General features: G+C 71.3%; 22 protein-coding genes. 9 read left to right on the top strand and 13 right to left on the bottom strand.

The annotated features are described in order from the left end of the window. Positions 1-75 precede the first annotated feature (75 nt). Positions 76-2,340 carry an NEW3 domain-containing protein gene (locus ACEZDG_RS05730; RefSeq protein WP_380503234.1) on the top strand — a complete coding sequence of 755 codons (2,265 nt, stop codon included), beginning with the start codon at positions 76-78 and terminating at the stop codon, positions 2,338-2,340. A 211-nt stretch (positions 2,341-2,551) separates the two neighbouring features. Then, the gene (locus tag ACEZDG_RS05725) at positions 2,552-3,805 is read left to right on the top strand and encodes a GNAT family N-acetyltransferase (protein ID WP_380503852.1); all 1,254 of its coding nucleotides are present in this window, start codon (positions 2,552-2,554) and stop codon (positions 3,803-3,805) included. Between the two features lie 538 nt (positions 3,806-4,343). Here ACEZDG_RS05725 and ACEZDG_RS05720 read toward each other — a convergent pair. Next, positions 4,344-5,537: a helix-turn-helix domain-containing protein gene (locus tag ACEZDG_RS05720; protein ID WP_380503231.1), complete on the bottom strand. Its 1,194-nt coding sequence runs from the start codon at positions 5,535-5,537 to the stop codon at positions 4,344-4,346. 121 nt (positions 5,538-5,658) lie between these two features. On the opposite strand from ACEZDG_RS05720, the gene ACEZDG_RS05715 reads away from it, so the two are divergent. Next, positions 5,659-6,372: an HAD family hydrolase gene (locus tag ACEZDG_RS05715; protein WP_380503228.1), complete on the top strand. Its 714-nt coding sequence runs from the start codon at positions 5,659-5,661 to the stop codon at positions 6,370-6,372. Between the two features lie 111 nt (positions 6,373-6,483). Further along, positions 6,484-6,645 (top strand): YqaE/Pmp3 family membrane protein, encoded by a 162-nt coding sequence (locus tag ACEZDG_RS05710; RefSeq protein WP_380503225.1) that lies wholly within the window; start codon positions 6,484-6,486, stop codon positions 6,643-6,645. A gap of 21 nt (positions 6,646-6,666) precedes the next feature. Here ACEZDG_RS05710 and ACEZDG_RS05705 read toward each other — a convergent pair whose 3' ends face one another. The 3 genes from ACEZDG_RS05705 to ACEZDG_RS05695 all read right to left on the bottom strand — a co-directional run bounded on the left by ACEZDG_RS05705 (position 6,667) and on the right by ACEZDG_RS05695 (position 9,005). Then, positions 6,667-7,371: a SecDF P1 head subdomain-containing protein gene (locus ACEZDG_RS05705; RefSeq protein ID WP_380503222.1), complete on the bottom strand. Its 705-nt coding sequence runs from the start codon at positions 7,369-7,371 to the stop codon at positions 6,667-6,669. Next, the gene (locus ACEZDG_RS05700; protein ID WP_380503219.1) at positions 7,368-7,922 is read right to left on the bottom strand and encodes a SigE family RNA polymerase sigma factor; all 555 of its coding nucleotides are present in this window, start codon (positions 7,920-7,922) and stop codon (positions 7,368-7,370) included. The genes ACEZDG_RS05705 and ACEZDG_RS05700 overlap by 4 nt, the downstream gene beginning before the upstream one ends. 108 nt (positions 7,923-8,030) lie before the next feature. After that, complete coding sequence (locus ACEZDG_RS05695) at positions 8,031-9,005, bottom strand: GNAT family N-acetyltransferase (RefSeq protein WP_380503216.1); 975 nt, start codon at positions 9,003-9,005, stop codon at positions 8,031-8,033. Between the two features lie 109 nt (positions 9,006-9,114). Here ACEZDG_RS05695 and ACEZDG_RS05690 point away from each other — a divergent pair, with 109 nt between their 5' ends. Further along, on the top strand, positions 9,115-9,672 hold the full coding sequence (locus ACEZDG_RS05690) for a hypothetical protein (RefSeq protein ID WP_380503213.1): 558 nt from the start codon (positions 9,115-9,117) through the stop codon (positions 9,670-9,672). A 39-nt stretch (positions 9,673-9,711) separates the two neighbouring features. On the opposite strand, the gene ACEZDG_RS05685 is transcribed toward ACEZDG_RS05690, so the two are convergent. The 3 genes from ACEZDG_RS05685 to ACEZDG_RS05675 form a co-directional block, all read right to left on the bottom strand. After that, on the bottom strand, positions 9,712-10,590 hold the full coding sequence (locus ACEZDG_RS05685; RefSeq protein ID WP_380503849.1) for an EamA family transporter: 879 nt from the start codon (positions 10,588-10,590) through the stop codon (positions 9,712-9,714). Between the two features lie 130 nt (positions 10,591-10,720). Then, on the bottom strand, positions 10,721-13,603 hold the full coding sequence (locus ACEZDG_RS05680) for a galactose-binding domain-containing protein (protein ID WP_380503210.1): 2,883 nt from the start codon (positions 13,601-13,603) through the stop codon (positions 10,721-10,723). Positions 13,604-14,094: 491 nt separating this feature from the next. After that, positions 14,095-15,528, bottom strand: a complete 1,434-nt coding sequence (locus ACEZDG_RS05675) for a condensation domain-containing protein (protein ID WP_380503206.1) — start codon at positions 15,526-15,528, stop codon at positions 14,095-14,097. A 273-nt stretch (positions 15,529-15,801) separates the two neighbouring features. Between ACEZDG_RS05675 and ACEZDG_RS05670 the strand changes: the two genes are divergently transcribed. Both ACEZDG_RS05670 and ACEZDG_RS05665 read left to right on the top strand, forming a co-directional pair. Beyond that, the gene (locus tag ACEZDG_RS05670; RefSeq protein ID WP_380503203.1) at positions 15,802-16,203 is read left to right on the top strand and encodes a type II toxin-antitoxin system VapC family toxin; all 402 of its coding nucleotides are present in this window, start codon (positions 15,802-15,804) and stop codon (positions 16,201-16,203) included. Positions 16,204-16,280: 77 nt separating this feature from the next. After that, positions 16,281-16,952, top strand: a complete 672-nt coding sequence (locus ACEZDG_RS05665; RefSeq protein WP_380503200.1) for a GNAT family N-acetyltransferase — start codon at positions 16,281-16,283, stop codon at positions 16,950-16,952. Between the two features lie 94 nt (positions 16,953-17,046). On the opposite strand, the gene ACEZDG_RS05660 is transcribed toward ACEZDG_RS05665, so the two are convergent. Then, entirely contained in the window at positions 17,047-18,045 is a 999-nt protein-coding gene (locus tag ACEZDG_RS05660) for a GlxA family transcriptional regulator (protein ID WP_380503197.1), read from the bottom strand. A 63-nt stretch (positions 18,046-18,108) separates the two neighbouring features. On the opposite strand from ACEZDG_RS05660, the gene ACEZDG_RS05655 reads away from it, so the two are divergent. Next, positions 18,109-19,431, top strand: coding sequence for an MFS transporter (locus ACEZDG_RS05655; RefSeq protein WP_380503846.1), 1,323 nt, complete (start codon positions 18,109-18,111; stop codon positions 19,429-19,431). A 54-nt stretch (positions 19,432-19,485) separates the two neighbouring features. Here ACEZDG_RS05655 and ACEZDG_RS05650 read toward each other — a convergent pair whose 3' ends face one another. From ACEZDG_RS05650 to ACEZDG_RS05635, 4 genes are all read right to left on the bottom strand, one after another. Next, entirely contained in the window at positions 19,486-19,842 is a 357-nt protein-coding gene (locus ACEZDG_RS05650; RefSeq protein ID WP_380503194.1) for a hypothetical protein, read from the bottom strand. Positions 19,843-20,251: 409 nt separating this feature from the next. Then, positions 20,252-20,758, bottom strand: coding sequence for a PPOX class F420-dependent oxidoreductase (locus tag ACEZDG_RS05645; protein ID WP_380503191.1), 507 nt, complete (start codon positions 20,756-20,758; stop codon positions 20,252-20,254). Positions 20,759-20,774: 16 nt separating this feature from the next. Continuing rightward, on the bottom strand, positions 20,775-22,475 hold the full coding sequence (gene qcrB, locus ACEZDG_RS05640) for a cytochrome bc1 complex cytochrome b subunit (protein WP_380503188.1): 1,701 nt from the start codon (positions 22,473-22,475) through the stop codon (positions 20,775-20,777). A gap of 104 nt (positions 22,476-22,579) precedes the next feature. After that, the gene (locus tag ACEZDG_RS05635) at positions 22,580-23,677 is read right to left on the bottom strand and encodes an ABC transporter substrate-binding protein (protein WP_380503185.1); all 1,098 of its coding nucleotides are present in this window, start codon (positions 23,675-23,677) and stop codon (positions 22,580-22,582) included. A gap of 133 nt (positions 23,678-23,810) precedes the next feature. Between ACEZDG_RS05635 and ACEZDG_RS05630 the strand changes: the two genes are divergently transcribed. After that, entirely contained in the window at positions 23,811-24,827 is a 1,017-nt protein-coding gene (locus ACEZDG_RS05630) for a phosphotransferase family protein (RefSeq protein ID WP_380503182.1), read from the top strand. A 4-nt stretch (positions 24,828-24,831) separates the two neighbouring features. Here the strand turns inward: ACEZDG_RS05630 and ACEZDG_RS05625 are convergent, their stop codons facing one another. Then, complete coding sequence (locus ACEZDG_RS05625) at positions 24,832-25,818, bottom strand: helix-turn-helix domain-containing protein (protein WP_380503179.1); 987 nt, start codon at positions 25,816-25,818, stop codon at positions 24,832-24,834. Positions 25,819-25,896: the final 78 nt, after the last annotated feature.

Below are 25,896 nucleotides of genomic sequence, written 5' to 3'. Positions count from 1 at the left end.
TTTGGATTTGGGGCCAGGGGGAGTCCGATCGCCATCCAGTGAGTGCGAAAGTGTGCTGGAACCGAGGAGGACTCAATGAAGAGACCCATACGCGGCTGGCTGGCCGCGTTCACCGGCGGACTCCTGATCGTGGCCGCGGCGGCCGTGACCGGAGCCCCGGCGGCCCAGGCGGAGGACAACGGGGTGGGTGCCAAGCCCCTTCTCGGATGGAGCAGTTGGAGCTTCGTCCGGTCCCACCCGACCGCAGCGGTGATCGAGGCGCAGGCCAAGGCGCTCAAGGACAGCGGCCTGGCGAAGAACGGGTTCGTCTACGCCAACGTCGACGACTTCTGGTACCACTGCCCCGGCGGCCAGGGTCCTGACGTCGACAGCTACGGCCGCTGGGTCACCGACGAGACCACGTTCCCGCCCAGCGGCAGCGAGAACGGCATCCAGGTCGTCGCCGACTACGTGCACTCGCTCGGCCTGAAGTTCGGCATCTACGTCACCCCGGGCATCTCCAAGCAGGCGGTGGCCCAGAACACCGCCATCCAGGGCACCAGTTACCACGCCGACGACATCGCGACCACCAAGAACGAGGCCAACTACAACTGCGGCGGCATGGTCGGGATCGACTACAGCAAGCCCGGCGCCCAGGCGTTCACCAACTCCTGGGCCGACCAGTTCGCTGGCTGGGGCATCGACTACCTCAAGATCGACGGTGTCGGCACCTCCGACCAGCAGGACGTGCAGGCCTGGTCGGACGCCCTGCGCCAGACCGGCCGCCCGATCCACCTGGAGCTGTCCAACAACCTGGACATCAACAACGCCGCACTCTGGAACAAGCTGGCCAACGGCTGGCGCACCGGCGGTGACATCGAGTGCTACTGCGGCCCGAACGGCAGCAGTTACCCGCTCACCAGCTGGTCGTCCATCTCCTCCCGCTTCGACCAGGTGGCCGCCTGGGCCCCGTACGGCGGTCCCGGCGGGTACAACGACTACGACTCGCTGGAACTCGGCAACGGCGCCAACGACGGCCTCAGCTACGACGAGCGCAAGACCCAGATGAGCCTGTGGTCGCTGGCCGCCTCGCCGCTCATCATCGGAACCGACCTCACCCACCTGGACCCCACCGACCTCGGCCTGCTCAAGAACACCGACGTCCTCGCCGTCGACCAGGACGGCATCGACGCCCACCGGGTCTCCAGCGGGTCCGGCAGCCAGGTCTTCGCCAAGACCGAACCGAACGGCGACGTCCTGGTCGGCCTGTTCAACACCGGCTCCGGGTCCCGGCTGGTGTCCGCCACCGCAGCCGCGCTCGGCCTGCCCGCCGCGGCCGACTACTCCCAGCGGGACCTGTGGAACCACACCACCACCGAGACCGCCGGCACCGTCGCCGCTGCGGTACCCGCGCACGGGGTGGCGCTCTACCGGGTCAGCCCCCTGGAGCAGGCCTCCAGCACCCTTCCGCCCAGCACCGTGCTCACCCTCGGCGGACTGGACGCGCCGACCCAGACCTCGCCCGCCGCGGTCGTCGAGACCTTCACCGACTACGGCGCGAACCAGGTCAAGAACGTCCGGCTCTCGCTCGGCGCGCCCAAGGGGGCCACCGTCGCTCCGGCCTCGCCGGTCACCTTCGGCTCCGTACCGCCCGGCGGCACCGCGCAGTACGGGTTCACCGTGACCGTGCCGCCGACCTCCGCCGCCTTCGACACGGCGGCGGTCACCGGCACCGTGACCTACAAGCCGCGCTCCGGCAGGAGCGAGCAGGCCACGAGCAGCGGCACCGCGGCGGTCGGCAAGCCGGTGGCGGCACCGTTCAAGACCTTCGGGTCCACCACGGCCGGCTACGGCCAGTCGGGCACCCAACTGGGCATCAGGGCCCAGGGATCCGACGTCTACGGCGGCACCAACGAGTACGGCGCGATCTACCGGCCGGGCGCCGAGCACGACGGCTCCACGACGATCGTCAAGGTGACCGCGCAGACCAACACCGACCCGTGGGCCAAGGCCGGGATCATGGTCCGCAACGACATCACCAACGCCTCGGGCTCACCCGGCTTCGTCATCCTTGCCACCACCCCGGGCAACGGCTACGCCCTTCAGTGGGACAGTGACGCCAACGGCCAACTCGACTCCAACACGTCGAAGGGCACGGCCAGTTACCCCTCCTGGCTGAAGCTGGTGCGCTCCGGCACCAGTTACACCGGCTACTGGTCCACCGACGGCAGCACCTGGAACACCGTCGGCACCGTCACCGTCCCGCAGGCGGCGGCGTCCCAGGACGTCGGCGTCTTCGCCACCGCGCACTCCGCGGGCACGACCGGCGAGGCCGACTTCGACGCCTTCTCCACCAGCTGACCGGATGACCGGATCGCACCGGTCCTGACGCTGCTGCGCCGCCCCCTCCGTGCTCCCCAGGTCCCGACCTGGAGCACGGGGGGTGCGGCGTTCCCTGTTCCTTCGTGCTGGGGCGAAAATCGCTTGACCTGGCCTCGGGTGGGCGCTGCACTGTGGCGGGACACCACGGGTCGTGGTGCCAGGAATCCACGGGAAGGCGGCGGCAGCAGCGATGGAGATCCGTTCCACGACCGACCAGGACCTCGATGTCTTCGTCGACACAGTTTTCGCCGCGTTCGGACGCTTCCCGGAGACCCCGAACGAGGGCGGCGGCGGGGTCTGGTGGTCCGCGCTGGAGATGGACCGCAACCTGCTGGCCGTGGCGCCGGGCGGACGTCCCGTCGGCACGGCGGGTGCGTACTCCTTCGAGCTGACCCTGCCCGGCGAGGTCCTCGTCCCGGCCGCCGGGGTGACCGCCGTCGGCGTCCTGCCCTCGCACCGACGCCAGGGCGTGCTCAGCGCGATGATGCGGCATCAGCTGACCGAGCTGCGGACCCGGGGCGAGTTCCTGTCCGTGCTGCTGGCCTCCGAGGCGCTGATCTACCGCAGGTTCGGCTACGGGCCGGCCACATACACGCAGCGGCTGACGGTCCCGCGCCGCCGCGCCGCCTTCGCCCGGCCCCGGGCGCAGGGGGTGGGCGACGGTACCGGCTCGGGCGTCGGCCCGGCGACCGGCTCGGGCGCCGGCTCGGTCGAGCTGCTGCGGCGTGCCGAGTGCGGCGAGATCCTGGAGGAGGTCTACGACCGCTACCGCCGGGCCCAGCCCGGCGCGCTGTCCCGGCCGCACCGCTGGTGGGCCCGCGGCGCGGGGCAGCCCCCGATCTCCACCGCGCCGCGCTACGTCGCTGTCCACCGCGACGCCGACGGCGTCCCGGACGGGTACGCCAGCTACTCGCTCGGCGAGGCCGAGACCCTGACGGTCGATGAGACCATCGCCACCGACGACGCCGTCTTCACCGCCCTGGCCCGGTTCGTGCTCGACCACGACCTGGTGGCCGAAGTCGTGTTCAAGCACCTCCCGACCGAGCACCCGCTGCGCTGGCAGCTCCAGGACTTCCGCGCCGGCCAGGTGACCAACAGCACCGACTGGCTCTGGGTACGGCTGCTGGACGTCCCGCGTGCGCTGACCGCGCGCGGCTGGTTCACGGACGGCGAACTCGTCCTGGACGTCGACGACCCGTTCCTGGGCGAGCACGGCCGCTACCTGCTGACCGTCCAGGACGGCAAGGCCGACTGCGTCCCCACGGACCGCGAGCCCGACCTGTCCCTTGACGTGAGCGACCTGGGCTCGATCTACCTCGGCGGCACCGCCCCGACCACCCTCGTCCGCGCCGGCCACATCCAAGCCCACCACCCGGACGCGGCAGCCCGCGCCGACACCCTCTTCCGCGCCGACCGCCCCCCACACTGCCTGCACTGGTTCTGAGGAGGGGGTGTTTCCTTCCTGCCTGGGTGGTGGACTTCAGGGAGACCATGTCCGTGGCTGGTCCGTCTCGCGCCGCAGCACGGGCCGCTGACAAGCTGTCAGGCATTCCACGACGGTCGCGCCGGCCCCGGAGTCCGAGTGGACTTCGGCGACGATCCGTGCTGCCCCCGACCAACTGCCGCACCTGCGACAGGACCCCACGGCGGTCCCGAACGGCTCCTCGGCCGCCCCGGAACGGCGGGCATCCGCCGTCATGACCGGTCGCCAGCGTGCTCGGCGCAGACGACAACGGCCCAGACCAGCGGGTGGCCCGGTCGTTCCTCGGTCGTCACGTGACCGTCGGGGCTCAGCCTGCCGTCGTCCCGGCCGCAGACGATGCATGCGCGTTCGTGGAGCTGCCCGTCGCTGTACTGCTGCGTCACCTGCTTCTGGGCCTGTGGCACAACGAACCCCCATTCCATAACTGTCTGAATGCGACGTTACGGAGGGCCAGCTGCAACTGACCGTGCTGTGAGCACGGCCGTGCTCACAGCACGGATCAGAGCAAGCCCATGCGCCCGGCCAGTGCCTCGGCCTGGCGTGCGTGCGTGGCCCGAGCCCGGCGCATCAGGCCCACCGTCATGTCCCGGGCCGCCGCAGTGCGCACCATGTCCTCCGGCGCCACTTCCTCGGCCTGCAGGAGCTGCAGGAGCACGGCGGCATCTTCACGGCGCAGGTCGTAGCAGCGTGCGACCTCGATCAAGTGCGTGAACGAGCGCTCCAAGGAGGGCATCCAGCTCATGTCGATGCTGTCGGCACGCCGCAGCGCATCGGCCGCCTCGCCCGCCTCCATCTCGATGCTCACCAGATGCAAGGCCACGTTCGTCGGCCCGAAGACCGTCCACATGATGTTGCCCTCACCGGCCCGCCTCGCTGCTGGTGCCGCCACCTCCAGCAACCGGTCGCGGGCCGTCCACCAGTCCCTGCGCCGCGCACAGGCCACGACCGAAACCAGGTGCAGCGCGCCCTGCATCGCCGCGAACCGGACATCCCCGTTCGCCACCTGCGGTTGGAGCTGCTCGGCGCCCCGGACTGCGGTCTGCTCTGCTCCGTCCGCGTCACCGGCAGCCAGCAGAACGTGCCCGAGATTCCATTGGGCGGCGGCGATCCGCAACGGGTCGTCGGCGTCCTCGGCGGCGCGCATCGCACGGTCCGCCGCCATCATCGACAGGTCCACCCGTCCGGTTCGGCGCAGGTATGAACGCAACAGGAAGTACATGTCGGCAGCGATCCGCAGCACCTCCCGGCGCTCGCCGGGGTCCGCGTCCGTGCGGTGCGCGTGGTCCGCGTGCTCGACGTCGGCGATCAGCGCGGGCAGTACCTCGGCAGCGTCCGTGAAGCGCGTCGGCGAGGACTGCCAGGAGCGCCATGCAGACTCCACCCGCTCGCGCAGCAGTCGGGGTTCGACCGGCCTGGTGTTGGGTGCAGGGCCGCATCCCATGAGAGCTCGGGCAATCGCTGGGGCGGCCGTGTCCGAGGGCTTCGCCGCGGAGACGGTGGTCTCGGCGAGGAGGGCAGCGGTGGGCACACCGAGCTCACGGGCGATCTGGTGCAGAACGCCGATTGTCGGGATGCGCAGGCCCCGCTCGATCTGCGAGTAGTAGTCGACGGAGATCCCGACGAGCCCGGCCACGACGTCCTGGCGGCGCGGGCCGCGGTAGTGGCGGATGCGGTCGCCGATGGGTAGGTCCATGGGCGTCTCCGTTTCTTGGTAACAGCCCGGAACAGCCAGGGTAGGGGCGTTGGTGACGCAGTGTCTCCGATCTGCTGATCCATGTGACAGGGTGGGTGTTCGACCGGATGAGGGGGTTGGCATGTCTGGGTTCAAGCTCGTGCTGTGGGACGTGGACCACACACTCATCGCGTCCGGCGGGGTGGGCAGCGAGATCTCCCGGCAGGCGTTCCAAAGGGTCACCGGGAGGCCCCAGCAGTATCACCCGCGTGTGTCCGGTCGCACCGAGCGGGCGATCCTCGCCGAATCTCTGAAGCTCCACGGCCTGCACACGGCTGACTATGCGTTTGAGGACTACGCCTACGCACTCGCCGAGGGGTACCTGCAGCGCGCAGTGGAGCTGCGCGAGCGCGGCCGAGCACTGCCGGGGGCCGCCCTGGCGCTTGGTGCCGTCGCCAGGCTGGACGGAGTGCGGCAGACGGTGGTGTCCGGCAATGTCCGCCGGGTCGCGCAGACGAAGCTCGCCGTGTTCGGCCTGGACCGGCACATCGACTTCGACCTCGGCGGGTACGCGGAGGACTCGGACGATCGCGCTGATCTCGTCCGCGCCGCCTACAAGCGCGCCACCGAAAGTGAGGGCCCGGCCTACGGCATGGGTGAGCTGCTCGTCATCGGCGATACCCCGTCGGACATCGAGGCAGCGCACACCGCGGGTGCGGCAGCTGTCGGGGTGGCGTCCGGCGAGTCCAGCGAGGACGACCTGCGGCAGGCCGGCGCGGACGCGACACTGCCTGGTCTGACCGACACCCAGGCAGTCGTCACGCTGATCCGCGACGGGATCACCCGGGCCGGGTGACGGCGGCCGGGCGAATCGCGGTAGGTGTCGGCACCACGGGTGCGGTGGCGGGACGGGGGTAGTCGAGAGTTCTGATCACCGTGTCTCCGTCATCCGCAAAGGGGCTGTTCCATGGTCAAGACGCTGCTCATCATCCTGTGCTTCTTCTTTCCTTTCCTCGCCGTGCTGATCAAGGAAGGGCCGAGCCTGCGGGTGCTGTGGGCGCTGCTGCTCCAGCTCCTCGGGCACATCCCCGGGGTGATCTACGGCATCTACCGCATCGTCCAGGACTGAGGCCCGGCCGGCGGCTGCGGGCTACTTGCCGGTTCCCAGGCGGAGGGCGAGGTCGTGGGCCGAGGCGCTGGTGAGGTTGCCGGCGAGGGAGAAGCGGCCGCCGGTGAGCGTGGCCGATACGGAGGGCGCGGAAAACAGCTTGCCGTCGATGACGACGGCGACTTCGTTGCGCGGGCTCGTGGCCGCGGCGGCGGTGGCGGTGAGGGCGGCCAGGCGGGTCCTGTCGGCGGGGCCGAGGGTCAGGTCGACCTCCCAGAAGCCGCTCGGGCCGCTGTTGTCCGCCTTGGCGGAGGTGGCACGGATGTCGGTCATGCCCTTCGCCGGGTCGACGTGGACGCACATCGTGGTGGGGGGCGTGTTCTCCCGCAGGGTGTAACCGCCGCTGCCGCGGGCGCAGGCGTGGAGCGTGACGGAGGTGACCGGCAGCAGGGAGAGCCGGGCGGCCTTCTCGGTCCTGCCGGTGCCCCCCGCGGCGGGCTGCACCAGGTGCACGTGCCGGGTCGCGCCGTCCGCGACGGCGACCCCGGCGGTGGCGACCACGGCGGCGACCACGACGCCGACCCCGGCGCGGGCCATCCGCTGCCGCCGCCGGGCGACCCGCAGGGCACCGTCGGCCAGGCCGATCAGGTAGGGAGCGGCGGTTTCGTCCCCGGTCTCCCGGACGTGGGCGTGCAGGGCATCGTGCAGCAGCGCTTCGTGCAGCGGGTGTTCGGTCGAGTCGTTCATGCGACGGCGCCCCTTCCGGAGGCAGCGGGGGTGGAGGGGCTGGCCGAGGGCCCGGCCTCGGCGAAGGCGGCGCGGAGGGAGGTCAGGGCCTTGTGGGTCTGGCTGCGCACCGTCCCCTGGGTGACACCGAGGATCGTGGCGATCTCAGGGTCCGGCCGGTCCTCGAAGTAGCGCAGCACGATCACCGCGCGCTGGCGTTTGGGCAACTGCCGCAGCGCGGCCATGATGTCCTGCCGCTGGACCACGGTGTCCGCCCAGTCGACGGCGTGCGCGGACGGCTGGTCAGGCAGGGTGTCGGTGACGGTCTCCCGTCCCCAGCTGAGCAGTCGGAAACGGTCCACCTGGGCGTGGTAGATCGCCCGGCGCACATAGGTCTCCGGCTGCTGCCGATCGCGCAGTTGCGACCAGCGCCGGGCGGTGGACGCGAGCGCGGTCTGCAGCAGGTCGCGGCCCTGCTCCCAGTCCCCGGTCAGCAGGTAGGCCGTGTGCAGCAGCGATTTCGACCGTGCCGCCACGAACTCTCGGAACTCGCGTTCCTCGTCGGCGTTCAATGTGTGCCCTCCCTTGTCCCCCGTAAAGACGGGTGCGGAAGGGAGTCCGACTGCCCCGCCGGTCGAACTTTCCCGGCCGCGGCCCGCACGCCCCAGACTCCGAGGGCCTCAGACCTCCAGCGCCCAGCGCACGTACCGCACCTCGGGTGCGAACCCGGCCTTCTCGTAGAGCCTGAACGCCCCACTGGGGTTCGCGGAGTCCACCAGCAGGTTGGCCTTCCCGAAGCCCTGCTCGGCGGCGCTGCGCAGGGCGTGCCCGAGCAGCCCGCCGGCGATGCCGCGCTTCCGGTAGTCCCGGAGCGTCCCGATGATCATGAAGTGCGCGCTGCGCACACCGGTGGCCGCGGTGTCGGCCTCCCAGGACATGGTCACCAGCATCCCCGCCGGGGCCCCGTTCACCGCGTCCCGGAGCAGGAAGCTGACCCCGGGCTGGAACGACTGGTTGGTGATCCTGTTCTTCCAGGCGTCCAGGGGTATCGGCTCAGAACCCCAGTGGTCCTTGAACGACTCGTTCCGGATCATCAGGAACTCCTCGTCGTTCGCCTCCGACCAGGGCTCGACCCGCAGCCCGTCGGGGATCGCCGGGTCGGGGATCGCCTCGCCGAGGGGGTGCCCCATGTGCTGGTAGTAGCGGGCCGGTGCGAAGCCCTGGGCGCGGAAGAGTTCGGCCACGCCGGCGACGTGGTCGGCCTTCTCGACGTCGACCACGAGCTTCAGCGCCGGGTGGTGCAGCGCGTGCAGGGCCTTCGCCGCCGCGACTCCGGCTTCCATGAGCGCGGTGCCGACACCCCGGCGGCGGTAGTCCGGGTGGACCCCGCCGTCCACGAGCATCCGATGGACGTCCTCCGCGAACGGGCGGTAGGTGGTCTTCATGTAGCCGACCATCAGCTCGCCGTCGAAGGCGCCGAGGCTGGCGCGCTCCAGGTCACCGTAGGGGTCGGTCAACTCCTGGAGGGTGTCCTCCTCGTCGTAGTTCTCGCCGGTCCTGTCGACGGCCTCGATGGCGTTGAGCAGGTCGGCCGACGCCTTCGCGTCCCCGGTGGTGAGCGGTCGCCAGGCGAGGGAGGGGGGTTCCACGTACATTCAGCCGACGCTACGCACTGCGCCTGCGGGCTGTCATCCCGTTTTCCGGGCCGGAGGAGTAGCGGCAGGAACTGCCCCCGCCGCTGCCCGGCGCGTAGCGTGTACGGGCATGACGCTGCTGCCGGACCTGCCTCAGAACACGGTGCTGCTCGACCTGTTGCGGGAGCAGGGCGTTCCGGAGGAGCGGGGCACCTACGCCTACGAGGGGTGGCAGCTGCACACCCACCCCGATCTCATCGAGAGACTCGAGGACCTCGCTCCCCACTGGCCGGTGCTGGCGACCTTCGGGGTACCGGTGCTGGCCGCCAAGGGCATCGCCGCGGTCGCCGCCCGCGGAACGGGCATCCTGGTGGTGCGCCTTCCCGAAGCACCGCCCGAACTCCTGGAGCCCGCAGCGCCGTGGGCGCCGCTGACGGATCCGGGCCAGGGCTGGTACTCGGTCTGCCCCTGGCAGAGCGGGCTTCGTTCGGCGGACTCCCAGCGCGAACTGTCCCTGCTGGTCCGGCACGCGCTCACGCATGCGGCGAGCCTGTCGAAGGACGCCGACACCGACTGGCAGGGGCGTCCGGTTCAGGGGGCACCGGGCAAATCCAGCGGCAAGGCCAAGGGCAGGCGGCCGAGCAAGGACCAGGGCAGCCGACAGGGCGGGCGCGGACGCCGGCGCTAGCCGGCGAAGCCTGGCGAAGCTGTTCGCGGAACACGGGGGTCAGGCGTCGGGCCGGGCGCCGCGGGTGGCGCCCGCCGAGGCGGCGACCACGCACAGCACCGCGATCCACTGCGACCAGCGCAGCGACTCCTGGAGGACGACGAGGCCGATGAGTGCGGCCATCGCCGGTTCGAGGCTCATCAGGATGCCGAACACCTGCGGCGGGATCCTGCGCAGTGCCTCCAGATCCAGCGAGTACGGGATCACCGACGACAGCAGGGCCAGGCCGAGCCCCGCCAGCAGGACCCACGGCTGCAGCAGTGCCGTTCCGCTGTCGGCCACGCCGAAGGGCACCACCACCAGGGCCGCGACGGCCATCCCCAGGGCCAGGCCGTTTCCCTCGGTGGTGTGGCGGCCCAGTGCCGCGCCGACCAGGATGTACAGGCCCCAGCAGGTTCCCGCGGCGAGGGCGAACAGAGCGCCGACCAGGTTGAGGTCGCCGCGCCCCTCCATCAGCAGGAGCACACCGCCCGCCGCGAGCAGGGCCCAGACGGCGTCCAGCCATCGCCTCGACCCGGCCAGGGCCACGGCCAGCGGCCCGAGGAACTCGATGGTGACCGCGATGCCCAACGGGAGCCGGGACAGCGCCAGGTAGAAGCACAGGTTCATCACGCCCAGCGTGACGCCGTAGCCGAGCACCACCGTCCAGGTGGACCGGTTCAGACGCAGGGACGGCCGCCACAGCAGCATCAGCACCACCGCCGCGAAGAACAGGCGCAGTGCGACGGTCCCGAAGCTGCCCACCTCGCTGAACAGGTGCTTGGCCAGGGCCGAGCCCATCTGAACGCTGACGATGCCCAGCAGCACCAGCACCGTTGGCGGAATCGCGCCGAGGGCCCGTCCGGCACGTGCGGTATGTCCGGTCTGCTCCGCGTTCATGGTGGCCACGGGTGGATTCTCGACGGTCGGGCCCCGTACGTCACCTGACTTTCGGGTCAGGGCAGGCCCTCCGTTGCCGGGGGACCTGCCCTGACGGTTCAGCGGATCAGTCGAGATCGAGAGCGGTCGGTCACGGGTAGCTGACGACGTTCGACGGCGTGGTGTTGGACGGGGTCGCACCTCCCGTCTGGTTGATCACGTGCGATATCACGCCGACCCCGCCCAGGGACACGGTGAGCAGGTCGTGGAAGTTGACCCCCGCCACGTTCGGGGCTTCGAAGGCGTGGTCCGACACCACCGCCGGATTGACGTTGAAGTAGCAGTAGCTGCCGAGCCCGTAGGCCTGGTGCGAGGTGACGCCGGGCGACACCACGTAGGCGGCGTAGCCGTTGGACGAGCCGTTCATCCAGGCCGCCTGGTTCGGCGGGTCGTAGGGCATCTCGTTCTGCAGGAAGATGGTCTCGCCGCCCTGGCCGTTCCACACCACCTCGTTCTTCTGGTAGTGCTCGACGAACAGTCCGGTCGCCAGCACGTTGTTGCCGTTGACGATCAGTCCGGTGTCGGCGGTGTTCACGGTCCAGCCGACCGTGCCGCCGTTGCCGTGGTCCGCGCGCCAGGCCCAGATGTCGTTCACCAGCGTGTTGTTGGCGTTGACGATCAGGCTGTTGGTGGCCTTGCCTGCGATGTCGCCGCCGATCCGGAAGAACACGTCCTGGACCGAGATCGGGTTGGCCGCGTGGCTGGTCGCCGAGCCCTGGGTGCCGACGGTCAGCAGCGCCGCGGAGTTGGTGGTCCCGGCGTCGAACAGCACGCCGTTGATCCGGACTCCGTCGACATCGCCGACCTGCATGGTGTTGACGCCGCCGGTCGGGATGAGGGTCGGGAACCCGGTGCCCAGGACGACGGTGTTGGGGTTGTTCACATTGAGCGTCTGGTCGATGTTGTAGACGCCGGGAGTGAGGAACAGGCTGCAGCCCTGCGCCAGCGCCGCGTTCATCTGAGCCGCGGTGTTGGACGGGGTCGCCACGAAGAACTGGCTGATCGGCAGCGAGGTTCCGGGGGTCGGCCCGTTCGCCCAGCTGGGACCCGAGGCGTTGGTGCGCAGCGACGGCAGGAACACCCGGTAGGCCCCGGTCGAGTCGACGTACAGGTACGGCACGTCACGCGAGGTCGGGGTGGTGGCCAGGGTGGTCATCGGGGGAGTGGGGAAGCTCTGCGCGGGTGCGCCGGTCACCCCGGAGAACACCATGTTCCACACCGAGCCGCTCCAGCTGCCGAAGCTGCTGTCCTGCGAGTACCACTGCTGCTGGGACACGCTCGACGCCTGCCCGGAGACCTTGGAGTCGGCGATGTAGCCGCCGCTCGCGTAGCCGTAGCTGGCCGGGTAGACCTGCAGTCCGCCGTGGATGTCCATCCGGCGGAAAGGACCGGCCTGGGCGACGGCCCAACGGGTGTTGCCCGCGGACGGGTTGACGGCCAGGTTCTCGGCCGAGCGCCAGAAGTTCTGGGTGGCGTTGCCCGCGTCCGAGGCGTTGAAGGCGTCCACGGTGACGTCGCCGTTGATGGTGACGTCGTCGGGGTTCTGCCCCAGGCCCTGGATCGAGGTGTAGTAGCCGATGTTGGCGGTGTTGCTGTAGGTGCCCGGCTTGAACAGCAGGGCGTAGCGCTGGGTGCCGAACTGGTTGGCCTTCTGGGTGTTGAAGACCGAGTCCAGCGTCGCCTGGATGGACGCGCTCGACATGCTCGGGTCGAAGATGTCGACGTTGGGGCCGAAGTTCGGGTTGCTCGGCTGGGTGCAGCCGGCTCCGACGCTGGTCACCGTCCAGGTGAACGCGGCGGATCCGGTGGCGTTGGTGGTGTCGGTGGCGGTCACGGTGGGGTTGAAGGTGCCGGCCGCGCTGGGGCTGCCGGAGATCAGGCCGGTCGACGCGTTGATCGACAGTCCGGTCGGCAGGCCGGTGGCGCTGTAGGTCAGCGTCTGCCCGGCTGCGGAGTCGGTGGCGTGGACCTGCAGGCTGGTGGCGGTGCCCACGGCCGTGGACTGGGCACCGGGACTGGTGACCGTGACGGTGTTGCCGCCGACGGGGCTTCCGGTGAAGACCTGGAACTCCCACAGCGAGTAGCCGTACGCGGTTCCGCGCGCGGTGCCGTAGACCCGGATGTAGCGCCCGCTACCGGTGACGTTCAGGGTCTGCACCCCGCCGGTGCCGGTGGTCGTGGTGTAGATCGGGGTCCAGGTCGCGTTGTCGTTGGAGGTCTGGATCTGGAACGCCTTGCCGTAGGCGGCCTCCCAGTTCAGGACGACCTGGCAGACCGACTGGCTGCTGCCGAGGTCGACCTCCAGCCACTGCGGGTCGGAGAAGGCGCTGGACCAGCGGGTGCCGGTGTTGCCGTCGGTGGCGTCGGCGGCCGGGGTGCCCGCGTTCTCGGTGGAGGACGCGGTGGTGGTCTTGCCGAGCGCGGCGTTGGTGGTCCCGCAGCCGCCGCCGGAACCGGTCGTCCCGTAGACCTGGAACTCCCACAGCGAGTAGCCGTAGCCGGTGTTGCGGACGGTGCCGTACATCCGGACGTAGCGGCCGGTGCCGGCGACGGCGAGGGTCTCGGTGCCGCCGGGGCCGGTGGTCGTGGTGTAGATCGGGGTCCAGTTCACATTGTCGTTGGACGTCTGGATCTGGTACGCCTTGCCCGAGGCGGTCTCCCAGTTCAGTACCACCCTGTCGATGGTGGCGGTTGCGCCGAGGTCCACCTCCAGCCACTGCGGGTCGGAGAAGGCACTGGACCAGCGGGTCCCGGTATTGCCGTCGGTGGCGTTCGCGGCCGGAGTCCCGGCGTTCTCGGTGGAGGACGCGGTGGTCGGCTTGCCCTGCGAGAGCAGGGTGTCGGCGGCATGGGCGGAGGGTGCGGCGATCGTGCAGATCGCCAGGCTCAGGGCGACGAGGAAGAGCAGTGCGGCGTGTACCGGGCGGATCAGAGCACTCCGGGGGATCGTGCCACCGGAGGAGTGGGCCTGCATGGCAACTCCAGCTTGGTCAGGGTGAGGAGCGGCGAAACAGCGGTGCGTGCGGGGGCCTCGACGCGCTCGTCCGGCGCGGGGATCGGCACGGGCACCGCGACCACGATCATCAGTGGTCCGCTGGGCCAGGTACGGAGGGCCGCGCGCGACTGGGCATGATCGGGCCATGACAGCTCCTTTTCGCCGGGCGGAGGGCCTGGCGCCTTAGGTCAGAGAGCGCTCTCCCCCATGAGGTATAAGTGGCGCGCGGCGCCGGTGTCAACGAGTCTGCGATCCGGAACCGGACCGGTCGTCACCTACCCGGCGCCGCGCGGCCGGTGCGCTGCCCGGCCCGCCGGTCGGCGTCGTACCCGGCTCGGCGTCCGGACGGGGCGTCAGGCGGGCTTGCTCGATGTCCCCGGCAGGACGGCCGAACCGCGCTGCAGTGCCCGGCGATGAAGCCGGGACCGCCGGTGCCGGGGCAGGGCGTTGGGTCGGTCGCTCCGGTCCGATCACTCCGGGGAGCCGGCTGGCTCCGGTGGCATCGGCCGGACAGCGGTCGGCAGGGTCGGATCGTAGGCCGCCTCCACCACCAGCGCCTCCAAGTCCCGCATGAGCGCGTTGACCTCGTCCGCGGACACATGGTGGGTGTCCACCTGGATCTCCAGCTCGACCGTGTCCGGGGCGGACCCGACCTGGATCATCAGCTTGTCGAGGTACTGCGGGAACGGCCTGCCCCAGCGCAGGGTGCTCTCGGCCAGCGCGGCCTCCAGCTCCTCCCGGGGCGGCGCCGCCGGGCCGGGCGACTCGAGACCGATGCCGAGCCGGCGGTCGTTGAACAGGCAGGAGAGTTCGACCCCCTCCCCGCCCCGCTCGCGGTCGACCCGGGCGCGCAGTTCCTCCAGCTGTTCCGGGTCGTAGTACGCGTACTTGGAGCAGAGCGCCGAGGCCCGCGTCGTGCGGTCCACCACCTCGTCGAAGGAGGCGTCCGCGACGTCGACCATGAACAGGCCGTTCACGGAGAGCGGGTGGGACACGTCGGCGAGGCCCGGCCGGAAGCGGTTGCTGACGACCACCTGGATCAGCGCGGGGGTGATACCGGTCAGCCGCGCCACGGCCACGGCGTACCCGGCCAGCAGGACCGAGGAGGTGGAGCTGCCGACCCGGGCCGCGACCACCTTGGACGCCAGGTGCAGGGCGCGGGATTCGAAGAATCCCAGCCGGTAGCGCGGCTCGCCCCGGTCCACGCGCGGGCCGAACCGCCGGGGCCCGGCCGCGCGCAGCAGCCGCTCCCAGTGGCGCAGCGAGAACTCGTTCTGCCGCTGGCCGGACGGTGTGCGCTGCAGCGCCGCCAGCTCCAGCGGGCCCATCGCCGACGCCGGGTTCTTCGGCTCGCCGGTGACCGGGTCGCGCTCGCTCAACTCCCCGAGCATGACCGCGATTCCGCTGCCGTCGGTGGCGACGTGCGAGATCATCACGACCACATGGGTGACCGCGCCCCGGCTGCGCACCGCGGCCATCCGGATCGGCCACTCCTCGGCGTGGTCGAACGGCGTTGCCTCCCACTGCTCCGCCAGCTCCTGGGCGACCAGGCCCGGGTCGCCGTCGTCGGCGACGTCGACGATGCCCAGCTCGGCCTGGCCCGCGCCCGCGACCTCCTGGACCAGCCCGCCGTCCGCACCGGCCCGGATCCGGGCCCGCATCGACGCGTAGCGGCTCAGGAAGAAGCGCAGTTCGGACGCGAGATCCTGAACCGTCCGGCCGTCCGTCACGGGCACCGCGCCGCCCATGCTCATCGAGGTGCCGGCCTGCTGCATCAGCGTCCAGACCTTGCGCTGCCCCCAGGTCAGCTCGCCGGTGCCGGCGCCGGGGCCCTCGAACGGCACGATGATCCGATCCGTCATCCGCGCCCCGCCCAGGACCGTCCTCGCTACCGGTTCAGCCATCGACCGCAGTCCCCTCGAAACGTCGTCAGATTCGTTCGGCCAGAGGCAGGTTCGGGGCACTGGCGCCCGTGTCCCGCACCATCTTCAGTCAGCCGTGACGGCGACGCAAGACTCAGAGAAAAGTCAGCAAAAACCGTATGTCATCTGTCAGTGAACTGACGATTCTCTGCAAGCGGCCGTACCGACGTCAGATGAATCGCCACTCCCGGGCCGCGTTCGCCCGGCCCGGCCGGGTACGATGACGCGTCGTAGGATCCGAGGGAGGGGCTGGCCGTGGCGAAGTATGTGATCACTCCGGACGTGGCCCTCCGGCTGGCCCGGGACGGGGCCGCGATCCCCGGTGAGCACCAACTGCTGGCCCCGACCCTGCTCCGCTCGCAACTGCTGACGCAGCTCTACCGGGCGGTGCGCCAGGGCGAGATGACCAAGAAGGACGCGGACCGTCAGCTCGACCATGTGCGTGCGCTGCGGATTCGGCTGCTGGGGGACCGGGTCCTCCAGAGCACCGCCTGGAGGGTCGCCGACACGCTCGGCTGGCCCGACACCCTCGACGCCGAGTACGTCGCGCTGACCCAGCTCCAGGCCGATGCGCTGATCACGTTCGACGCGGAGCTCGCCGATGCGGTCAAGGGCCTCGTCGTGACCGCTCCCTTCGAGGTGTTGTCCTCGCTGTAGGCGGGCTTCCTGCGCCGCCGGAGGCCGTGGAAATATTGCCGGGCACGCGGCATGGGCACGCCTCTAGAGTGGCGCCCATGCCGTCGACTGCCTCGTCCCCGTCCGCGTACCCGCCGCTGAACGTGCAGGTGCACACGCCCCGGCTGTCCTTGCTGGGGGCGACGGACGAACTCCTGACCCGCCTGTTGCCGACGGTCCGCAAGGGCGTCGCCACGGAGCCGCCCTGGCCCTTCGACGACCCGATGTCGCTCTACCAGGAGGGGCCGGAGCGCGAGTGGGCCTGGCTGCGGGCGGTGTGGAGCGGCCGGGGCCGGGTCACGGCCGGCTTCTGGCGGCTCTACTTCGTGGTGGTCGTGGACGACGAGCCGGTGGGCATGCAGGACCTGATCGGCACCGACTTCGCCGCGTTCGGAACGGTCGACAGTTTCTCCTGGCTCAGCCCCGGCCTGCGCGGCCGAGGCCTGGGACGGGAGATGCGGCAGGCCGTGCTGCACCTGGCCTTCGACGGCTTGGGGGCCCGCGAGGCGAACAGCGACGCGTTTGTCGACAACCACGCCTCGAACCGGGTCTCCGAGGCCGTGGGCTACCTGCCGAACGGCGTCACCTGGGCCACCCGCCGCGGCGAGTCGGCGGAGCTGAACCGATGGCGGATCACCCGCGACCAGTGGAGCAAGCGGCGGCGCGACGACATCGAACTCGTCGCCGTGGCCGAGTGCCTGCCCGTCCTCGGGATCGTCCCGTCACCGTAGGGTGGGGCGCTCGGGGACAGCGCGGCCGAGCAGCGTCTGCCGGCCCTCTGACGGTCCGTCGGACGTCGCCGCCACCACGCAGGTCGCAGTCGGTCTACCCGGCCTCGTCCGCGCGGAAGGTGCGGAAGGTCCGGCGGTAGGCGGCGGGCGTGGTGCGCAGGGCCTCGTGGAAGCGTCGGCGCAGGTTGACGGCGGAGGAGAGGCCGACCCGGTGCGCGATGGTCTCCACCGGCAGGTCGGTCTCCTCCAGCAGTGCCCGGGTGGCGGCGATCCGCCGGTCCAGCAGCCAGCGTCCGGGGCTGATGCCCAGCTGCTCGGTGAAGCGCCGGGTCAGCGTGCGGGGCGAGACCTGCGAGCGGAGCGCCATCTCGGCGACGCTGATCGGCTGGTCCAGCCGCCCGCCCAGCCACTCCAGCAGCGGGGCCAGCGAGTCGGCGACCGGCCCCGAGGTGGGCAGTTCGGCGTACTGCAGCTGGCAGCCCTCGCGGTGCGGCGCCGTCACCATCTGCCGGGCGATCCGCATCGCGTACGCGGCGCCCTGGTCCTCGCGCACCAGGTGCAGGCAGAGGTCCACACCGGCTGCCGATCCGGCGCTGGTGGCGACGTCGCCGTGGTCCACGTAGAGCACCCCGGGGTCGACCAGGACCTTCGGGAAGCGGGCGGCCAGCTCGGCGGCCCCGGCCCAGTGGGTGGCGGCCCGGCGGCCGTCCAGCAGTCCGGTGGCGGCGAGTACGAAGGCGCCCGAGCAGAGGCTGACGATCCGTGCGCCGCGCCGGTGCGCCCCGCGGATCGCCGTGACCACCGCCGGGGGCACCTCGGAGTCGGCCGACTGCTGCCAGCCGGGGACCAGCACGGTGTCCGCGTGCTCCAGCGCGTCCAGGCCCGTGCTGACCAGCAGGTCGTAGCCGGCCTGGGTGCGGACCGGGCCGGGGCGTTCGGTGCAGACCTCGAACGTGTAGCGGACCGGGATCGCCGGGCCGTGGTCGCCGAACACCTCGGCCGCGCAGGCCAGCGGGAAGGTCGCCTGCGGGGGCTGCAGCAGGGCCACCACCCGGTGCGGCGTCGGGGGCTTCGGCAGCGAACGGGACGTCATGGCGTGAAAGTACCCCATCATGTCGTTCAGGACACTGGGGGTGGCTCAATGGTCCAGACCAGGATGGCGTGTGTGACCACCACCCAGGCTCGGACCGAGTCCTCACCGCTCAACGATCCGCCCGGCGACCGTCCGGCCGTCCGGCCCCCGTTGTGGGACCGGCGCTTCACGCTCTACTTCACCGCCCGTACGGTCTCGCTGGTCGGCGACGCGATGATGCCGGTGGCCGCCGCGCTCGCGGTCGGCGGGCTCTACGGGATCTCCGGGGTCGGCTTTGTCCTCGGCACCTGGACCGGGACGTTCGTCCTGCTGGTCCTGTTCGGCGGAGTACTCGCCGACCGGCTGGGCGCGCGGCGGATGATGGTCGGCGCGGACCTCGCCCGGGTGCTCACCCAGGGTGTGCTGGCCGCCGCGTTCTTCACCGGGCCGCCGCCGTTCTGGCTGCTGGTGACCATGGCGGCGCTGGCCGGCGCGGCCGTCGCGATGTTCCTGCCGGGGGTGAACGGGATGGTCCCGCTGGTCGCCCGGGAGCCGCAGCGGGCCAACGCCACGCTCAAGGTGGCCGACGCGCTGGCCCAACTGGTCGGCCCGGCCCTGGCGGGGCTGCTGATCACGCTGACCGGCGCGGGGACCGTGTACGCCATCGACGCCGGCACCTTCGTGCTCAGCGCACTGTGCCTGGCCCTCATCCGCCTCGCCCCGGCCGGCGCCCTGGCCGGGAGCTCGGCCCGCCTCGACTCCGCTGCCCCCGGCGGGAGTTCGCTTCGCCGCGACCTGCGCCAGGGCTGGCACGAGTTCCGCTCCCGCACCTGGATGTGGGCGGTGATCCTGATCTGGATGGTCTACGGCGTGCTGGTCTTCGGCCCGCTGGTCCCGCTGAGCTCGGTGCTGGTCGGGGCCCGGCTCGGCCCGGACGCCTACGGCCTGGCGGTCTCCTTCCTCGGCGTCGGGACGGTGCTCGGCGGGCTGCTGGCGCTGCGGCTGCGCCCGGCTCGGCCGCTGGCGGCCGGCACGGTGGCGATGGCGCTCTACACCGCGCTGCCGCTGGCCGTGGCACTGGGCGCCGACCTGCCGGTGCTGCTGGCGAGCCACGTCCTCGGCGGCGGGGCGCTGGCGTTCTGGTCGGTGATGTGGGCGACCAGCGTGCAGACCCACACCCCGCCTGCGGTGCTCAACCGGGTCTCCGCGTACGAGCTGGCCGGCTCGGTGTCCGGCATCGCGCTCGGACAGATCCTGGCCGGGCCGGCCATCGCGCTGGTTTCCCCGGCCCGGCTGCTGCTGGTATCGGCCGGCGCCTGCATGGCGGGCTGCGCGGCGCTGTTCGCGATCCCCCCGATCCGGGGGCTGCGCCGCGCAGCCGCCCCAGCCGGCGGCGAGCCGGGGTGACAGGGGCTGCGATCCGGCCTGCTCCGGGTCGCGAGGTGCCCCACGGACGTGAGGTCAGCCGTGGTGGCCGCCGCTGAAGCCACCGGCGTCATGCCCGCCGCTGTGGTGACCCCCACCGAAGCTGCCGGCGTCGTGGCCGCCACCGTGGTGCCCGCCGCTGTGGTGGCCTCCGCCGAAGCTGCCGGCGTCGTGGCCGCTGTGGTGGTGCCCGCGGTGGTGGTGGCTGCCTCCGTGCGAGGTGGTGTCGGGCTGGTCGGGGAGGGATCCGTCCGCCAGGTACGGCGGCAGGTCCGCGTCGCTGCGGCTGCTGGAGTACCGGTTGGACCGGGCCGCCGCGCCCCTGACGATGCTGACGATCAGCAGCAGGACGACAAATCCGATGAAGACGATCGGAATGTACTCGCTGGACATGTGTTTCCCCCGGTGGTGTGCTGACCTGCCCGGCTGGTTGCCGAGCCGTTCCGTGCTGTCGTGTGGTCAGCGTGCCCACGCTTCAGTCCGTTGTCACAACATTTGATCGAGTTCTGAGCTAACAGATTCCGGGCCCGCCGGACGGTCACGGTGTAAGCGGTCCGAGCACGCGATCGAGTCCCTGGCTGGGCGCTACCTCACCGGTCCGGACGTGGTCGTCAGCTCCGGGGGGAGTGATCCACTCCACCGGTGTCGAACTGCACCGGGAGTCGGAGGCGGGCCCACCGGATCACCCTCGCGTTCGCGGCCGGGCAACTGGCCCGGCGACGAGTCGACGGGGACGTGCACCCGGCCAACGACGCTGGAGCGCTGGTGACATGACGGAGTGACAGCAAGGTTGCCACCGCTGTCAGTTGGGATTGTAGGCAGCGCCGGGGCGCCAGGTGGGACCGAGCAGCGGCCAGTCACGGGCGGCCGGGGTGAGCCTGACGCCGACGGTTCCGTCGAGCCCGCTGCGCAGGCGGTGCACGGCCAGTGCCACTGCGGCGGCCAGCCCGTACTTGTTGACGAGGGCGATGCGGTAGTCCACGGTCTGCCCGGCGTTGCGCGCCGTCGCCCTGGCCCGCCACTGCGGGCCGGTCGGGGTGCCGCCGCCGTCGCATGCCTGGACCAGGACGCCGCGGCAGCGGCGGATGCGGTCGGCCTCGGGGGAGTCGGCGCCCAGGACGATCCCGAGCGCGGCTCCGTCCGCGACCACTCGGCAGAGTCGGCGGTGCGGGGCGGCGTCGGGCCCGTAGGTGGTGAGCAGGATGCGCCTGCTGTCCGCGAGGTCCGCGAGGTTCGCGAGGCCGGCGAGGCCGGTCGAATCGGTCGGGCCGGTGGAGCGGTGGGCGATGCGGTTCCAGGACGGTGCCATGGGGATCCTCCCGGGCTCAACGGTCGGCGGGCTCGGCGGGCTGGGCCTGCTGGGTAAGGTGGGCCTGCTGGGCAAGGTGCTGACGAGTGGTCAGTTCATCGTGCTGCGGCGTACTCGGCCAGGGGATCTGGCCGCCGGGGCCGAAGTACGCGGCGGAGAGCCTGGCGCGCAGCAACTCCAGCGGCCTGGTCCGGGCGCGGACGCCGTTGCCGTCCACCGCCGGGGGCAGTGCGACGGGCTCGGGGTGCTCGTGGGCGGTCAGGGTGTGCAGCGCCGCCGGCGTGAGCTGCTCGTGCGTCTCGACGAACTCGCCGTGCGGCAGGCGCTTGATGATGCCGGTCTCGCGGCCGTGCAGGACCTTGTCCCGGTCGCGGCGCTGCAGGCCGAGGGCCCAGCGCCTGGTGACGCTGAACGCGACCACCGGCCCCAGCAGGACCAGGATCCGGCAGGCCCAGGTGATGGTGTTGATCGAGAGGTGGAAGCGGGTGGCGACCACGTCGTTGCCGCCCGCCAGCAGCAGTATCAGGTACTCGGTCACCCAGGCCACGCCCAGCGCCGTGCGGACCGGGCGGTTGCGCGGGCGGTCCAGGAGGTGGTGCTCGCGCTTGTCCCGGGTGATCCACCCTTCCAGGTAGGGGTAGAACCCGATGGCGACCAGGACCAGGCCGAACAGGGCCAGCGGGATGAAGACGCCCAGCTCCAGCGTGTGGCCCCAGGCCCGTACCTCCCAGCCGGGCATGATCCGGATCAGTCCTTCGGGCATGCCCATGTACCAGTCCGGCTGGGCGTCGGTGGACACCTGGTCGGGACGGTACGGGCCGTAGGCCCAGATCGGGTTGACCGAGGCGACCGCCGCGGCCAGCGTGATGACGCCGAAGACCAGGAAGAAGAAGCCGGTCGCCTTGGCCACGTAGACCGGGAAGAAGGGCATCCCGACGACATTGCGCTCGGTGCGTCCGGGCCCGGCGAACTGGGTGTGCTTGTGGTACCAGACGTAGCAGATGTGGGTCAGCACCAGGGCCAGCATCAGCCCGGGCAGCAGCAGCACGTGGATGCTGTAGAAGCGCGGGATGATGTCGGTGCCGGGGAACTCGCCCCCGTACAGGAACAGGGTGATGTAGGTGCCGACGATGGGTGTCGACAGCAGCGCGCCCTCCAGGAAGCGGATGCCGGTCCCGGACAGCAGGTCGTCCGGCAGCGAGTAGCCCATCAGGCCCTCGAACATCGCCAGGACCAGCAGCAGGAAGCCGAACAGCCAGTTGATCTCGCGGGGCTTGCGGAACGCGCCGGTGAAGAACACCCGCATCATGTGCACCAGCATCGCCGCCACGAACACGATGGCCGCCCAGTGGTGGATCTGACGGATCAGCAGGCCGCCGCGGACGTCGAAGCTGATGTCCAGGGTCGACTTGTAGGCCTCCGACATCCGGATGCCGTTCAGCGGGGTGTAGCTGCCGTGGTAGACCACCTCGCCCATGCTGGGGTTGAAGAACAGGGTGAGATAGATGCCGGTCAGGATGAGGATGATGAAGCTGTAGAGGCAGATCTCGCCGAGCATGAAGGACCAGTGGTCCGGGAAGATCTTCCGGAGGTTGTTCCTCGCCGCGGCGTAGATGCTCAGCCGCCCGTCGAGCCAGTCGGCGGCGGCCTCGGTAGCACCCGCCGCCTCCGTAGCACCCTCCGTGGCACCCGCCGCTGCGGGTTCCTGCTGGGTCATGACAGCCCACTCCTGCCTGTCTGCTTCCGCGTCAGTAGTCGCTTCCGCAGATAAGACGGATCAGGGCCGGCGAATGTGACATCGCCCCGGCCCGCGTGCCCCCGTCAGGCGGAATGGAGGACGCGGAAGCGGTCGGGCGCTGCCGGGTCCCGGTCCACGACCTGGGTGGGCGGCCAGGCCCACTGCCACACGCCGATGCCGGGGGTGCGCGAGAACCGGATCCGCCCACGGGTGCCTTCGACGGCGACCTGCGGCCAGGACGCGGCGAGGCGGGCCCGATCCGTGCCGTGCGAACGCAGGGCGTCGGCGAGGACCGCGACGGTGTCGTAGCCCTCGAACGCGACGAAGGAGGGCGCCTCGCCCAGCCGCTCGTGCAGCGCCGTCCCGACCCGCAGGCCGAGTGGGCCCAGGCGCTCGGGGAGGTAGCGCAGGAACGGGATCCCGGCGCCGTCGTCGCCCAGCAGTGCCGACCATTCGGCGAACTCCGGCTGCCCGGCGGGAGCACCGATCAGGATCTCGGCGAGCCGCTGGTCGCGGCGGACGGAGGTGACGATCGACGCTGCCGGTTCCGGGAAGCCGACCAGTAGGAGCAGGGCTGTCGCACCGCTGCCGACGAGTTGGTCGCACAGGGCCGCGGGAGTGAGCGCCCGCGCGTCGAGTTCGATCACGGTGCCGCCGCGCGGGGCGAGGTGGTTCCGCAGGATGCGGGCCCCTGACGCCCAGTAGACACTCGGCTCGGCTGCCACGGCGATGCGGCTGTGGCCCGAGCCCAGGAGGAAGCCCGCGTAGGTCTGCCAGCCGTGCGACTGCGCCGGGGCCAGCCGGGCGACCCATCCGGTCGGCTCCTCGGTGAGAGCGTCCAGAACCGCCGACGAGCAGAGGAACGGCAGACCGAGGGCGTCGGCCCTGGCGGCAGCGGCGCGGGCGACGACGCTGTGGTACTCCCCGGCCAGGGCGGCCACGCCCAGGCCGGCCAGTTCCTCCACGGCTGCGGCGGCCCGCTGCGGATCGGCGGCGGTGTCCCGGACCACCAGCTCGAGCGGTCGCCCGCCGACCCCGCCGGCCGCATTGACCTCGCTGACGGCGAGCTCCAGTCCGGCGAGCAGGTGCCGACCCGCCCCGACCCAGCCGGGCCGGGACAGCGGAACGAGCGCACCGATCCGGACAGCTGACTGCTGGTCGGAGCGTGCTGCCTTCATCATTCGCTCCGGTCTCGAACGCTGTTCTGCTCGCCCCGGACACGGTACGTCACGGACGGCCTTCCTCCGGGCAGGGCGAAGGCAGTGCGGCCAAAATCCGTGGACGGTCGCGGCGGAGCGCTCATAGGCTCCTCGGGTGTCCCAGGAGCTGACCGTGCCTTGCGCGGGCGAACTGTTCGCCGAGCTGCTGCCTGCCCGCGGCCCGGTCCGCGCCGTGTCGAGGTTCGCCGAGGGCTCGGTCACCGGGGCGTACCGCATCGGGTTCGCCCAGGCCGATGCGCTGCCGGTCGTGCTCAAGATCTATGGGACCGACAGCCTCTGGGAGGCCGCCAAGGAAGCACGCGCCCTGCGCTTCCTGACCGGGCACGGCATCAACATCTCGCCGCGGGTCCTGGCCTTCAGCAGCGCTGCCGACGCGCTCGGCGGACGCCCCTGCGTCGTCTCCTCGCTGCGCCCAGGCCGTACCCTCACGGAGGTGGGGGACGCGCTCACGCCGGCACAGCTCCACGAGGTCTACCGGCAGGTCGGCGAGGTGCTGAAGCGCCTGCATGCGATCCCCGCCGACGGGTACGGCTACGTCAACGGTGAGATCCACAAGCCGCTTCCGGACAATCGGTCACATATGGACCGCATGTTCGAGCGCGAGTTGCGCGCCTTTCGCGAGAACGCCGCCGACCCGGCCCCGGGTCCGGACCTGGCCGACGACCTCACCGCGTATGTCGCCGCACACTCAGCGGCATTCTCCGCATGCCTCCGGCCCGCGTACTGCCACGGCGACGTGCATGAGCCCAACCTCCTGGTCGACCTCGCCGAGGACGGCACCTGCGCGCTGACCGGCCTGCTCGACCCGCTCAATATGCACGCCGGAGATCCGCTGATGGACTTCGTCCGCCTCGACGCCTTCTCCATGCGGGGAGACCCGACCAAAATCGACGGACTGCTGTCCGGGTACGGCATCTCCGTGCCCGGTCGGCCATCCGGACCATGGCCGGTGGCCTGGCGCTCGCGCTTGCGGCTCTATCGCATCGCTCTCGCCCTCGAGCTCTACAACTGGTTCACGATCATCGGCCAGACGATCCACCTGCCGTCCCTCACCCGTGAACTGCGTGAACTCGTGAGCGGGGCCGAAGCCGAGAACCGGCTCAACCGTTGACCCGTCAGGACGGCTGGCCCGCCCCCGCCCCCGCCCCCGCGTCGGGGACGTCGAGTGCGGTGGCCAGCCAGGTCCAGGCGGCGGTGCGGGGGGTGGGCGGCTGCTGGTCCTGCAGGACGGCCAGCAGCCGGCGGTAGCGCTCCAGGCGCCCGTCGATGCCGGCGTCCAGCCGGGCGCGGAGCCGGGCCCGGACGGCCGCGCGGCGCTCGGGGCCGGGGTGGTCGAGCAACTGGTCCACCACCTCCGCCGCCGCGGGGGAGTCCGGGGCGATGCCCTCGCGCAGCGCGGCGCCGACCGTGCGGTCGAGGTTCCGGGCGAAGACGCTGTGCGGGTCCGGCTGCGGGCCCCGCCCGGCTGCGCCGTTGGCCGGGCTGTGCTCCACGGCCCTGCGGGCGAACCGCTGGAACTCCGGGTCCCGCATCATCTCGGACAGTTCCAGCCAGGCGTCCAACTGCTCCTGCGTCGGGGTGTCGGGCAACTGGTGCCCGCCGCCATCACCGCCACCCAGGCGTTCCCGCAGCTGGGGTTCGGCCTCCAGGCCCGCGCAGGCCCGTGCGGCGAAGTCGTCGATGATCTGCTGCCGCTCCTGCGCGGACAGCCGTGCCATCCGGTTCAACCGGTCCAGGTGCCCCGGCTCCTCCCGATCTCCTGCGGCGACGGCGGACAGCACGGAGCGGCGCAGCCGCAGGGTGCTGATCTGGGCGTCGAGCGCCGCTACATGGGTCGCGGCGACCTCGGCCACGGTGCTCTCGCGGTCCAGCACCCGCCGCACCTCGGCATGGCTCAGTCCGAGTTCGCGCAAGGTGGCCACCAGCTCCAGCCGGGCCAGCCCGGCCGGGTCGTAGAGCCGGTGCCCGCCCGCGCTGCGGGCGGCCTCCGGCACCACCCTGGCGTCCGACCAGTAGCGGAGGGTGCGCACAGGGAGTCCGGTGCGCCGGGCGAGTTGACCGATGGTCAGCAGCGGGAGGTCCGCGTCGGGTGTGATGTCCATGCCTGCGAGTCTGCGACCTCCAGCCGCTGGAGGTACAAGCCCCGGGGCGTCTTCGTCCTGAGGACGGCGTCCCGTCCC

This window comes from Streptacidiphilus alkalitolerans (assembly GCF_042511045.1).
Lineage (GTDB): Bacteria > Actinomycetota > Actinomycetes > Streptomycetales > Streptomycetaceae > Streptacidiphilus > Streptacidiphilus alkalitolerans.
Note: the sequence above shows the minus strand (reverse complement) of the source record. Positions and strands in the feature narration are given on the sequence as shown.